Here is a 12,491-nt window from a genome sequence, read left to right on the forward strand (position 1 = left end):
GAAAAAGCCCCGCATCCGCGGGGCTTTTTTTTTCGCTACAGGACGATGCCGGCTTCCTCCAGCAGCGCCTGCAGCGGGCGCAGCTGGGCGGCGTACTTTCGCCAGCGGCCAATGGACGAGCGATTGATCGGTTCCCTGACCTGCACCGCGCTGGCAGTGGCCACCGGTGCGGGATTCTGCTCGAAGCGCAGGCATCCCTCATGCCAGGGCAGGCCGCAGTGCTCCAGCAGCCTGCGCATGCCCGACTCCGGGTCGGCCACCAGCGCCTCGTATTCGACTTCTAGGATGCGCCCGGGCAGTACGCGTCGCCAATGCGCCATCAGGCGATCGAACAAGAGATAGTAGCGTCCGGTGTCCAGCAGATCGAACGAATAGTCGTAGTAGGGCGAGGTCTGCGCGAACAACTGCCGAAAATTGCTCAGACACGTATCCATGGGGTCGCGCCGCAGACAGATGATCCTCGCCCTGGGAAGGGCACGTGCGATGAAACCCGCATAGAGGAAATTGTGCGGCAGCTTGTCGACGAAGCGTGGCCTGGCAGCCGTCGCCGGCCGGGTGCTGGCCAGGTAGTTCTGCCCGAGTCGATTCCAGTCGACATGCCGCCCACGGGCGATGGTGTCCGGGTCGAGCATATGCGGGGTGCGGCTGCCGGAGAGCCGTTTGAGCTCGACGCCGAAATTCTGCAGCTCGCCGGCGGAATACACCTGTGGATGGCTGGATAGGATGCGCTCGACCAGCGTGGTTCCGGAACGCGGCATGCCGAGCACGAAGATCGATTCCTCGCTCGGGTCGCCCGTATCGGTTGCCACCGGCTCGGGGAACGCGCGTTCCATGGCCTCGACGAGCACCTCGTCGCGTCGGATCGAGTAGTTGCGGGTGGCCCGACCTGCCGCCTTGCCACGCGTCAAATGCGCGAAGGCCACGGAATAGTCGCCCAGGTCCTCGTATTCTTTGGCGAGTGCAAGGTTCAGGTACAGCTGGGCCGGCTGATCATCGCCCGCCTGCCCGAGCAGCCGCCGCAATCGTTCGATGTGGTTGGATTCGGTGTCCTGTCGGCGCAGGCTGGCCAAGGTGAGGTGGGCTTTCCAGAAGGTCGGCGCCAGAGCGATGCACGCCTCGAGCTCCTGCCCGGCGCCCGCCAGGTCGCCATGGAAAAGCAACGCGGTCGCCAAGTTGAACCGATAGTGAGCAGCGGTCGGCATGCGCATGGCCGCCCGCCGGAACGCGATGGCCGCCTGTGCGTATGCGTTGGCCTGGTTGTAGACCACGCCCAGCGTATCGAGCGTCAGGGGATCGTCCGGTTCCAGCGCCATCGCCTGGTCGGCGACCGCCAGCGCCTCGCGCGAAAGACGGGCGATCGAAAGGGCCTTGGCGAGCTGGGCGGCGAAATCGGCCCGCATGGGATGAAGCCTGACTGCGTGCTGCAGCAGCTGGACGGCCTGCGGAAGCTGCTGCAATTCCAGGCAGGCGATCCCGGCGATGTAGTGCATGCCCGATGCCTGCGTCGGCGCCTGGGCCAGGGTGCGCAAGGCGAGATCGCGGGCGGGCAGCCAGTCGCGGCGGTTGAAGGCCGCGATGGCCTGGTCGGCAAGGCGAGAGGCGTCGGTCATGCTGGGTATCCAGAGCGTGGTCCGTCAGCCTCCAGCCAGCATCGCGGCGATCTTCGCCATATGCGACTGCGCCGTCTCGCGCACCACTTCCTTGTCCGCTTCCGGGTCCTTGCCCTGCCAGTGCAGGTCCTCTTGCGGCAGTTCGTTGAGGAAGCGGCTGGGCTGGTTGCTGTGCACTTCACCGTAGCGGCGGGTCTTGGCCGACCAGGACAGGGTGAGCAGTTCCTTGGCGCGGGTGATGCCCACGTACATCAGGCGCCGTTCCTCGTCTATGCGGCCCTCGTCGATGGCGCCCTCGTGCGGCAGCGTGCCTTCCTCGCAGCCGACGATGAAGACGAAGCGGAACTCCAGGCCCTTGGCCGCGTGCAGGGTCATCATGCGCACGGCGTTGCCGGGCTCGTCGCGGTCGGCGTGGCTGAGCAGGGCGAGCTGCGCGGCCAGATCGCCGGCGCTGTTGCCCTTCTGCATGGCGCGGAACCAGTCGCAAAGCTCCTGCAGGTTGGCCAGGCGTCGATCGCGCAGGGCGGCGTCGGGCGTGCTTGCGGCGATGTGCGCGGCGTAGCCGGTGCGCTTCAAGATGCGCTCGACCAGGTCGGCGGCGCTTTCGTGCAGCGAGGCGCTGCGCAGTTCGTCGAGCAGTTCGGCGAAGCCGGCCAGCGCAGCGGCGGGGCGCGGCGTGAGTTGGCGCAGCACCGCGTCGCTGCGGGTCGCTTCCAGCAGCGAGCAATGCCTGGACTGCGCGAGCTGGCCGAGCTTCTCCAGCGTGGTGGCGCCGACCTCGCGTTTGGGCACGTTGACCACGCGCAGGAAGGCCGCGTCGTCGCTGGGATTGGTCAGCAGGCGCAGGTAGCAGAGCAGGTCCTTCACCTCGGCGCGGTCGAGGAAGGAAAGCGCACCGGTGAGGTGGTACGGAATGCGCGCCAGGCGCAGCGCCTTTTCCAATGGACGGGCCTGGAAGTTGCCGCGGTAGAGAATGGCAATGTCGTGCCAGCGCGCCTTGTGTTTTTCCGCGAGGGTGGTGGCGATCGCCGCCACCTTCTCCGCCTCGTGCTCGGCCTCCTTGCACTCCAGCACGCGGATCGGCGCGCCCTCCGGATGCTCGCTCCAGAGCTTCTTCTCGTGCAGGTGCGGGTTGTTGGCGATCAGCCGGTTGGCCGCGCGCAGGATGCGCTTGCCGCAGCGGTAGTTCTGCTCCAGCTTGATCACGCGCAGGTTCGGCCAGTCGCGGCCGAGCTGATCGATGTTCTCCGGGTTGGCGCCGCGCCAGGCGTAGATCGACTGGTCGTCGTCGCCCACGCAGGTGATGCGGCCGCGTTCGCCGGCCAGCGCCTTGAGCAGCCGGTACTGCGCGTCGTTGGTGTCCTGGTACTCGTCCACCAGCAGGTAGCGCAAACGTTCGCGCCAGGCGTCGCGGCATTCGGCGTCCGATTCGAGGATGCGCAGCGGCAGGCGGATCAGGTCGTCGAAGTCGACCGCGTTGAAGGCGGCCAGGCGCTGCTGGTACATCTGGTAGATCGTCGCCGCCTCCAGCTCGCGCGGCGCGCGCGCGGCGGCCAGCGCTTCCTCCGGCGAGAGGCCGGCGTTCTTGGCGCGGCTCAGCAGGTTCCGCAGGCCGAACAGCACGTCCGGCTTGACGCCTTTTGGAGCCAGCTCCTTGACGATGCCCTCGCTGTCGTCGGCGTCCAGCACCGAGAAGCCGCGGCGCAGCCCGGCGCGCGCGTGCTCGATCTGCAGGAACTTCAGGCCCAGCGCGTGGAAGGTGCACACGGTGAGCGCGGCGGCGTCCTCGCTGCTGACCAGCTTGCCCACGCGCTCGCGCATCTCGCGGGCGGCCTTGTTGGTGAAGGTGATCGCCGCGATCTTGCCGGCCGCGAGCTTCCGCCGCTGGATCAGGTGGGCGATCTTCTGGGTGATCACCGAGGTCTTGCCGGAGCCCGCGCCAGCCAGCACCAGCAGCGGGCTGTCGCAGTGTTCGACGGCGGCCAATTGTTGCGGATTGAGCATGGAACGGGCGCTGGTGCGGGCGGGGGACGATGGTAGCAGAGCGCCCTCCCGGGGCCGGATGGGGGCGACGAACTTCTGCCCCCTTAAGGCTTGTCGCATCCGCCATAATCGCCGTGGTTCGGGCACGCGGGGAGCGCGCATGGAGAGGGGATCGACAATCGAGCGGTGCGACGTGGCGATCATCGGCGGCGGGCCTGCCGGCAGCACCGCGGCCGCGCTGCTGGCGCGGCGCGGCTACCGCGTGATCGCGTTGGAAAAGGAGCGCCATCCGCGCTTCCACATCGGCGAATCGCTGTTGCCTATGAACCTGCCGATCTTCGAGCGCCTGGGCGTGCTCGACAAGGTGCGCGCGCTGGGCGTGTTCAAGGCCGGCGCCGATTTCGAGGCGGCCAACGAGCGCGGCTACAACGTGTTCTCCTTCGGCCGCGCGCTCGGCGACAGCCCGCCGCACAGCTACCAGGTGTGGCGGCAGGACTTCGACAAGATGCTCTACGACCATGCGCGCGAGTGCGGCGCCGACGCGCGCGAGGGCCAGGAGGTGCTCAAGCTCGAACAGGCCGGGCCGCGCGAGAACCTGCTCGAGGTGCGCGCCGATGACGGCCGCCGCTATGGCATCGAGGCGCGCTACGTGGTCGACGCCAGCGGCCGCGACGCCTTCCTGTCGTCAAGGAAGAAGCTCAAGCGCAAGAACCCCCTGCACCAGAGCGCGGCCCTGTTCAGCCGCTTCGCCAACGCCGCGCGCCGGCCAGGCGAGGACGCGGGCAACGTCAGCATTTACCGCTTCGAGCACGGCTGGATGTGGATGATCCCGCTGCCCGACGGCAGCATGAGCGTGGGCGCGGTGTGCTGGCCCGAGTACCTCAAGCGCCGCCGCGGCGACACGCGCGAGTTCCTGCTCGACACGCTGCGCCAGAACGCCGCGCTGTGGCAGCGGCTGGAAGGCGCCGAACTGGTCGACGAGGTGCGGGCGGCCGGCAATTATTCCTACGATTCCGCGCGCATGGCCGGCCCCGGCTGGATCCTGGTCGGCGATGCCTTCGCCTTCCTCGATCCGGTCTTTTCCTCCGGCGTGTTCCTGGCGATGGATGCCGCCGAGCGGGCGGTGGAGGTGGTCGACGGCGCGCTGCGCGATCCCGCGCGCGAGGCGGCGCTGCAGGGCGCGCTGGAGAAGCGCCTGCGCGAGGGCATGGCGCGCTTCGCCTTCTTCATCTATCGCTTCAACGAACCGGTGATGCGGCAGATGTTCCGCGCGCCGCGCAACGTGTGGCAGCTGGAGCAGGGCGTGATCTCGATGCTCGCCGGCGATCTGTTCGACGCCCCCCGCGTGCTGCTGCGGCTGCGCCTGTTCAAGCTGGTCTACGCGATCATGGTGTTGCGCAACCTTCCCGGATGGTGGGCCGGGCATCGCCAGCGTCTTGCGCAGGCGCGCGCCGAATGAGGCCGGCCGCGCCTACAATGCGCCGTTTCCGCTGACCGACCGGCCCCGCCGGCGCCTCATGGCCAAGCTCTACTTCTATTACTCGGCAATGAATGCCGGCAAGACCACCACGCTGCTGCAGAGCGCGTACAACTACCAAGAGCGCGGCATGCGCACGCTGATCCTGACGCCGGCGCTGGACGACCGCTACGGCCAGGGCGTGGTGGCCTCGCGCATCGGCCTGAAGGCCCATGCGCGCCGCTTCGGCAGCGGCGAGGACCTGTTCGCGCTGATCGAGGCGGACATCGCAGAACGCGGCGCGCTGCACTGCGTGTTCGTGGACGAGGCGCAGTTCCTCTCCAAGGCGCAGGTGTGGCAGCTCACCGACGTGGTCGATCGGCTCGGTATCCCGGTGCTCGCCTATGGCTTGCGCACCGACTTCCGCGGCGAGCTGTTCGAGGGCAGCCGCTACCTGCTGGCCTGGGCCGACCACCTGGACGAGATCAAGACCATATGCCACACCGGCCGCAAGGCCACCATGGTGGTGCGAGTGGACGAACAGGGCCGCGCGGTGACCGAGGGCCCGCAGGTTGAGATCGGCGGCAACGACCGCTATGTCTCGGTCAGCCGCGCCGAGTTCAAGCACATTACCGAGGGCCGCGGCCGCATCGAGCTGCAGCAGAGCGTGCTGCCGCTGGACGACACGCGCTGACCGCTCGCTCTGCCCGAACAACGCGGGCGGGGAGAGCGAAGGCTTGCAGCTCTTGATCCTGGAATCCAAGGAATCCCCATGACCTCCACGCCGGAAGCTTGGCCGCGCCCTTACTGGCAACCGAGCGACGAGACCATCGTGCTCAACTTCCACGTCTTCGGCCGTTTCGCCGAGGACCTGGCCATTCCCGCCGCGCGCTACGCCAGCAACGGCCTGCCCGAGGGCGTGTCGCTGCAGCGTTTTGCGCATGCCGCGCTGCGCGACTGGGAGGGTTATCCGCTCAAGGGCTCGCTGGGCGAGCTCTTGAAGGAAGACGCACCGGAGGCCTTCGACCTGGCGCGCGCCGCTCCCGAAGTGCTGGTGGTGCGCGGCGAGCTGGCCGACCAGGACAGCCTGGACTACCTGCGCGACACGCTGGGCGTGCTCGCCGGCCTGCTCGACGCGGGCGGGCAGGCCGTGCTGGACCCGCAGATCCTCACCCTGTTCGACGCCGCCGCCTGGCGCCGGCACTATCTGGTCCCGGGCGGCGCGCCGCCGCGCAATCACGTGCTGATCCTGCGCAACGCCGAGGACGAAGGCCGCTCGCACGTGCACACCCGCGGCCTGCGCAAGTTCGGCCGGCCGGACCTGAGTTTCGAGCACGTGCCCGACGCGCATGCCGACCAGGCCGGCATGCTGTGCGAGCGGCTGGTCGAACTGCAGGCGCTGGGTGCGCACTTCGCCGATGGGCAGCCGCTGGAGGTGGAAGGCCTGCCCGGCGGCTTCGTCGCGCGGCGCAGCGGCAGCCTGGAGGATCCCCGCTTCAACAACAGCCACGTGGCGTTCGACTGGCCGGTCTGATGCGGCCGGACCCGGTCGCCTCGCGGTGGACCGGGCCATCGGCTCAGTGCTGGCAGCGCGGGCACCAGAAGGTCGAGCGCTGGCCCAGGGTGGCCTGCCGTATCGGCGAGCCGCAGTTCTTGCACGGTTCCCCGGCGCGGCCGTAGACATTGAGCTCGCGGAAGAAGTAGCCGGGCGCGCCGTCGGGATTGAGGAAATCGCGCAACGTGGTGCCGCCGCGCTCGATCGCCCAGCCGAGAATGCGCTTGACCTCCTGCGCCAGACGCGCATAGCGCTCGCGCGAAACCTTGCCGGCGGCGCGCCGTGGATCGACGCCCGCGGCGAACAGCGCCTCGCTGGCGTAGATGTTGCCCACGCCGACGACCACCGCGTTGTCCATCAGGAACAGCTTTACCGCCGCGCTGCGCCCGCGCGAGAGGTGCCACAGCAGGTCGCCGTCGAAGGCATCGGTCAGCGGCTCCGGGCCGAGCGCGGCGAGCAGCTCGTGCGTTTGGCCAGGCGGCTGCCACAGCAGGCAGCCGAACCGGCGCGGGTCGGTGAAGCGCAGCACACGGGCAGGCCGGCCCGGCTCCGCGGCGAGCGCGATGTCGACGTGGTCGTGGGTGCCCAGCGGCGCGTCTGGGGGCAGCACGCGCAGTACGCCGCTCATCCCCAGGTGCAGCAGGGCGCTGCCGACCTGCGTGTGCAGCAGCAGATACTTGGCGCGGCGCTCGACCGAGTCGATGCGCTGGCCCGGCAACAGCTCGCTCACCTCGCGCGGGATCGGCCAGCGCAGGTCCGGGCGGCGCAGGACCACTTCGCTCACGCGGCGGCCGACCACGTGCGGAGCGATGCCGCGGCGGGTGGTTTCGACTTCGGGGAGTTCGGGCATGGGTTGAGGGCGGAGAAGGGGGCGGGTGGCGAGCGGGCTTGGGGGAACGCTGGCTATCCGGCGAAAGGCGCACCCCATCCGCCTTCGCCACCTTCCCCGCGTTCGCGGCAGAAGGCTCGCTGCTGTTCTTGTCCCGTTACGGGGAGGCCACCAAGGGCGGACGGCCTTTGCCTCAAGCCTCCCACTCGACGTGGAAGCTGCCCGGCCGGTCGGTCCGTTCGAAGGTGTGCGCGCCGAAGTAGTCGCGCTGCGCCTGCAGCAGGTTAGCCGGCAGGCGCTCGCTGCGGTAGCCGTCGAACCAGGCGATCGCCGATGCCAGGCAGGGCGTGGCCACGCCGCAGGTGACCGCGGTGGTGACCACCTCGCGCAACGCCTGCTGGTAACGCCCGGCGATGTCGGCGAAGTAGGGGTCGAGCATCAGGTTGGAAAGGTCCGGATCGCGCGTGTAGGCGTCCATGATCCGCGCGAGGAAGCCGGCGCGGATGATGCAGCCGGCGCGGAAGATGCTGGCGATGGTGGCGTAGTCCAGGTCCCAGCCGTGCGCCCGCGAGGCGGCATGCAACTGGGCGAAGCCCTGCGCATAGGAGATCAGCTTGCCCAGGTAGAGCGCGCGGCGCACCGCTTCGACGAAGCTGGCGCGGTCGCCTGCGAACGCCGCGGCGGGGCCCGCCAGCACGCGGCTGGCGGCGATGCGCTCGTCCTTCTGCGCCGACAGGCCGCGGGCGAACACCGCCTCGGTGATCAGCGGCAGCGGCACGCGCATCTGAAGCGCGTCCTGGCAGGTCCACTGGCCGGTGCCTTTCTGGCCGGCGCGGTCCAGGATCATGTCGACCAGGTCGTGGCCGGTGCCCTCGTCCTTGCGGGTGAAGATGCGCGAGGTGATCCCGATGAGATAGCTGTCCAGCTCGCCCTGGTTCCAGTTGTCGTAGACCTGCGCGAGTTCGGCGTTGGACAGGCCCAGCACCTGGCGCAGCACCGCGTAGCTCTCGGCGATCAGCTGCATGTCGCCGTACTCGATGCCGTTGTGCACCATCTTCACGTAGTGGCCGGCGCCGTCGGGTCCCATCCAGGCCACGCAAGGCGTGCCGTCCGGCGCGCGCGCGGCGATCTGGGTAAGGATCGGCTCGACCTTGGCGTAGGCCTCGCGCGGGCCGCCGGGCATGATCGAGGCGCCGTGCAGCGCGCCTTCCTCGCCGCCGGAAATGCCGCAGCCGATGAAGTTGAAGCCGGCCGCCTGCATCTCCCGCTCGCGGCGGATGGTGTCCAGGTAATAGCTGTTGCCGCCGTCGATCACGATGTCGCCCGGCTGCAGCAGCGGCTTCATCGCCTCCAGCATGGCATCGACCGGCGCACCGGCCTTGATCATCAGCAGGATCCGCCGCGGGCGCTGCAGCGAGGCGACGAAGGCCGGCAGATCGTGGAAGGGCACCAGCCGCCGGTCCGGATGGGCGGCCATCGCCTGCTCGGTGAAAGCGTTGTCGTGGTCGTAGACCGACACGGCGTGGCCATGGCCCTCGATGTTCAGCGCCAGGCTGCGGCCCATCACGCCCATGCCGAACACACCCATCACCTGCTGGCTCATCGCGCGCTCCTTCGGAAGACTTCGACTCGCCCGATATGGGCCCGTCCGCGCGCGCCACAAGCGCAGGACACGTCAGTGGATGCGTTCGGCGTCCCTGGCCGCGGGCCGCGGCGTGTAGCGCAGCGGCACCAGCGCGATGCGCTGGCCCACGCGCACGTAGCGCAGCGGGCCGGTCACGGCGGTGGTGCCGAACTCGATCGTGCGATCGTCCAGCTGCAGCCGTGCGAGCGGCGGGACGAGGCCGATCTTGGCCAGGTCGAAGTTGCCGGCGGGACGCCAGCCGGCCACCGGCGCCGCGGCGATGCCGGCCAGGTCACCGAGCCGGCCGTCATCCGCATGCCGGCCATCTTCGGTCCACCAGTGACCGTCGCGCTTGCGGTAGCGTTCCGGCGGCCTGCCGGACATATCCAGCGTCACCGCGGTGATCGACGCCGGATCGACTCCGAGCAGGGTGCCGGGCGCCCGGGCGCGGTCGTGACGGTACTGGAGCGCAGCCAGCACCAGCAGCGCCGCGGCGATGCCCAGCACGAGCCCGCGCTGGCGTGCCGCCCGCCGCATCAGCGTCGGCGCCGGCGCCAGGCCAGCAGGCCGCCGATGGCCAGCAACACCAGCGGCAGGGCGACCATGAAGCCCAGGCTCAGCACGTTGAGCTCGGCCTGCGAGATGTCCAGCGTACGGTCCGGGGCGCCGCGCGGCGGCAGGCTCACCAGCGCGTCGTCGCCGAGCAGCCAGTCGAACACGCGCTCGCCCAGCGCACGGTTGCCGCCGTTGCCCAGGAAGGTGTTGGAGAGGAAATCGCCGTCGCCGATCACCACCACGCGCTGCTGGCTCTTGTCGGGGCTGGGCGAGAGCCGGGTGAGCGCCAGGCCGAAGTCCAGCGGGCCTTTGAGCTCGCCGGCGGCGGCGTCATAGCGGATGGTCGAGCTGGCGGCATTGGTGATCGGCTGGAATTCCGTCCAGCTCTGCGGACCCGATCGCAGGAACCCCTGCACCGTCCAGTCGTTGCGGTTGACCTGGGCCAGCGCGGCGACCTGCGGGAACAGCGTGGTCAGCACGAAGCCGCGGGTGATCGCGTGCGGCGGATAGGCGCCCAGCGCGATCATGCGCGGGTCCTTCAGGCCCAGCGCGGCGCCGCCGCCGTCGACCAGCACCCCGGGCAGCACGCGCAGGCCCAGTGCGTCGGCCAGCGGCGCGAGATTCAGGTCGCTGTCGGCCGGTTCGGTGAGCCAGAGCAGGTTGCCGCCGTTGCCGACGTAGTCGACCAGCGCACGCACCGCGCCGGGCGCGAGCGCCAGCGTAGGGCTGGCCAGCACCACCAGGTCGGTGTGTTCGGGCACCGCGGTGACCTGCGCGAAGTTGAGCGGCACCGCGCGCATGCCGCGGCTTTCCAGCTGCGCCATGAAGGTGCCCATGTCGGCGTTGGCCTGGCCGTCCGCGCGCCGCTCGCCATCGCCGGTGACGAAGGCGACGATGCGCTCGCCGCCGCGCGCCAGCCGCTCCAGCGCGTTGGTGAGGCTGCGCTCGGACAGCTCGTCCAGCCGCTGCTCGCGGCCGTGGTAGTGCACGATGATGGCGCCGTCGACGGTGATGCCGAGCTCGCGCATTTTCGCCGGATCCTGTTCGGGATCGACGAAGGTGAGCGTCAGGTCGCTCTTCAGCCGGCGGTAGCGTTCGACGAAGCCGGCGATGGTCGCGCGCAGCTCGCCCTGCGGGTTGGCGTAGCTGACGATCTCGACCGGTCCATCGAGCTTGCCCAGCACAGCGCGGCTCTCCGCCGAGAGGCTGGCGCGCCCACCCGCGGTCCAGTCGGCGACCCAGGCGTGCTGCGTCGAGAGATAGCCGATCGCGCCGGCCGCGGCCAGCACGGCCAGCGCGAACAACCAGCCGTCCAGACGTCCGAGTAGCTTGCGCATCAGTCGCGCTCCCGTTCGGTCGCCACGCGGCGGATCGCCAGAGCCAGGCAGACCGCCTCCAGCAGGACGAACCACACCACGTCGGGGCTGGCGACCAGTCCGCGCAGCATCGGCTGCAGGTGCGAGCTCATCGCCAGCCAGTTGAGCGCGCCATCGTCGACGCCGGCCACCTGCGCGCCCATGTTCACCGCCCACAGGCCCAGCGTGATCACCAGCGCGGCGGCCGCCGCCAGCGCCGGATGCGAGGCGAAGGCCGAGCAGGCCAGCCCCAGCGCGGCCAGCGTGGCCAGCAGCAGGGCCGCGCCCAGCGCCGCGGCGGCGAGCTTGCCCCAGTCGATGCTGGTGCCATGGGCAAGGGCGAGCGGCATGGCCAGGGTGAGCGCCAGCCAGGCCAGCAGCCACGTCAGCAGGGCGGCGTACTTGCCCAGCACGATACGGGTGGGCGTGAGGCCCATGCCGAGCAGCAGCGCCAGGCGGCCTTCGCGCCGCTCGCCGGCCAGCGCCGACATCGACAGCAGCGGCACCACCAGGAAGGCGAGCTGGGCGAGCTGGGCCAGCAGCGGCACGCCGACCAGGTCGGTATAGCCGGGACCGTCGGGCAGGGCGGCCAGGCGGATCTGCGCAGCCAGGAAGTTGCCCAGCAGCAGGGTGAAGTTCCACGCCAGCCAGGCCAGCGTAAGCGCGCCGAGCACCCAGGCGAGCGGGCGCATGAACAGCCGGCGCAGTTCCAGTCGTGCCATTGCGCTCATGCCGCGGCCTTGGTGGTGGCGATGGCGAAGAAGCGCCGCTCCAGCGCGGCGTGGTCGTGCTCGGCCAGCACGTCGTCGTGGCGCAGCGTGCCCTCGTGCAGGATCGCCACGCGGTCGCACACGGCGGTCACCTCGGCCAGCACGTGGGTGGACAGGATCACCGCGGTGCCGGCGGCGGCCTGCTCGCGGATCAGCGCGCGCAGCGCGGCGAGCTGCACCGGATCGAGCGCGTTGCCCGGCTCGTCCAGCACCAGCAGGGAGGGCTGGTGCACCAGCGCGCAGGCCAGGCCCAAGCGCTGGCGCTGGCCCTGCGACAGTACGCCGGCCAGACGCCGTTCCAGCGGCGCGAGTTCCAGCCGTTCGACGATGCGTGCGTGCGCCTGCTTCAGCGCCGCGCCCTTCAAGCCACGCAGGCGACCATGGGCGTCCAGATGTTCTCCCACCGTCAGTTCCTGCCACAGCGGGGCACGTTCGGGCAGCCAGCCCACCAGGCGGCGCGCGAGTGCCGGCTGCTCGGCAAGCTCCTGTCCATCCAGCAGGACGCGCCCGCTGTCCGGCGCCAAGGCGCCGGCGATCATCGCAAGCGTCGTCGATTTTCCGGCGCCGTTGATGCCCAGCAGGCCCAGCACCTGGCCGCGCCCGAGCGCGAGGTCGAGGCCCTGCACCGCAGGCCGCCCGGAGCGGCGGCGGCTCACTTGCTCAAGCTTTAACAGCGGTTGTGGCAGAGTCATTGCATGATTGTCACGGCGCCCCCACCTTTACACAACAGCGGGCGCTCACGCGCGCGTGAAAT

General features: G+C 69.9%; 11 protein-coding genes. 3 read left to right on the forward strand and 8 right to left on the reverse strand.

All coding sequences use genetic code 11. From position 1 onward, the window contains the following. Positions 1-35 precede the first annotated feature (35 nt). Complete coding sequence (locus VGU03_RS09475) at positions 36-1,610, reverse strand: tetratricopeptide repeat-containing sulfotransferase family protein (RefSeq protein ID WP_327480135.1); 1,575 nt, start codon at positions 1,608-1,610, stop codon at positions 36-38. A gap of 24 nt (positions 1,611-1,634) precedes the next feature. Next, a complete protein-coding gene (locus VGU03_RS09480; RefSeq protein ID WP_327480136.1) occupies positions 1,635-3,614 on the reverse strand; it encodes a UvrD-helicase domain-containing protein in 1,980 nt (659 codons plus the stop codon). Between the two features lie 139 nt (positions 3,615-3,753). Here VGU03_RS09480 and VGU03_RS09485 point away from each other — a divergent pair, with 139 nt between their 5' ends. The 3 genes from VGU03_RS09485 to VGU03_RS09495 all read left to right on the forward strand — a co-directional run bounded on the left by VGU03_RS09485 (position 3,754) and on the right by VGU03_RS09495 (position 6,583). Next, complete coding sequence (locus tag VGU03_RS09485) at positions 3,754-5,052, forward strand: NAD(P)/FAD-dependent oxidoreductase (RefSeq protein ID WP_327480137.1); 1,299 nt, start codon at positions 3,754-3,756, stop codon at positions 5,050-5,052. Between the two features lie 58 nt (positions 5,053-5,110). Beyond that, positions 5,111-5,743, forward strand: a complete 633-nt coding sequence (locus tag VGU03_RS09490; protein WP_327480138.1) for a thymidine kinase — start codon at positions 5,111-5,113, stop codon at positions 5,741-5,743. A gap of 78 nt (positions 5,744-5,821) precedes the next feature. After that, positions 5,822-6,583, forward strand: a complete 762-nt coding sequence (locus VGU03_RS09495; protein WP_327480139.1) for a hypothetical protein — start codon at positions 5,822-5,824, stop codon at positions 6,581-6,583. Between the two features lie 43 nt (positions 6,584-6,626). Here VGU03_RS09495 and mutM read toward each other — a convergent pair whose 3' ends face one another. The 6 genes from mutM to VGU03_RS09525 form a co-directional block, all read right to left on the reverse strand. Then, a complete protein-coding gene (gene mutM, locus VGU03_RS09500; protein WP_327480140.1) occupies positions 6,627-7,454 on the reverse strand; it encodes a bifunctional DNA-formamidopyrimidine glycosylase/DNA-(apurinic or apyrimidinic site) lyase in 828 nt (275 codons plus the stop codon). 172 nt (positions 7,455-7,626) lie between these two features. Next, on the reverse strand, positions 7,627-9,036 hold the full coding sequence (gene gndA, locus VGU03_RS09505; RefSeq protein ID WP_327480141.1) for an NADP-dependent phosphogluconate dehydrogenase: 1,410 nt from the start codon (positions 9,034-9,036) through the stop codon (positions 7,627-7,629). 72 nt (positions 9,037-9,108) lie between these two features. Continuing rightward, positions 9,109-9,594 (reverse strand): hypothetical protein, encoded by a 486-nt coding sequence (locus VGU03_RS09510; protein WP_327480142.1) that lies wholly within the window; start codon positions 9,592-9,594, stop codon positions 9,109-9,111. Further along, complete coding sequence (locus VGU03_RS09515; RefSeq protein WP_327480143.1) at positions 9,594-10,949, reverse strand: GldG family protein; 1,356 nt, start codon at positions 10,947-10,949, stop codon at positions 9,594-9,596. Before VGU03_RS09515 ends, VGU03_RS09510 begins: the two co-directional genes overlap by 1 nt. After that, entirely contained in the window at positions 10,949-11,698 is a 750-nt protein-coding gene (locus VGU03_RS09520; protein ID WP_327480144.1) for an ABC transporter permease, read from the reverse strand. The genes VGU03_RS09515 and VGU03_RS09520 overlap by 1 nt, the downstream gene beginning before the upstream one ends. Continuing rightward, entirely contained in the window at positions 11,695-12,429 is a 735-nt protein-coding gene (locus tag VGU03_RS09525) for an ABC transporter ATP-binding protein (RefSeq protein ID WP_327480145.1), read from the reverse strand. The genes VGU03_RS09520 and VGU03_RS09525 overlap by 4 nt, the downstream gene beginning before the upstream one ends. Positions 12,430-12,491 lie beyond the last annotated feature (62 nt).

The organism is Frateuria sp., assembly GCF_035944355.1.
GTDB lineage: Bacteria > Pseudomonadota > Gammaproteobacteria > Xanthomonadales > Rhodanobacteraceae > Frateuria_A.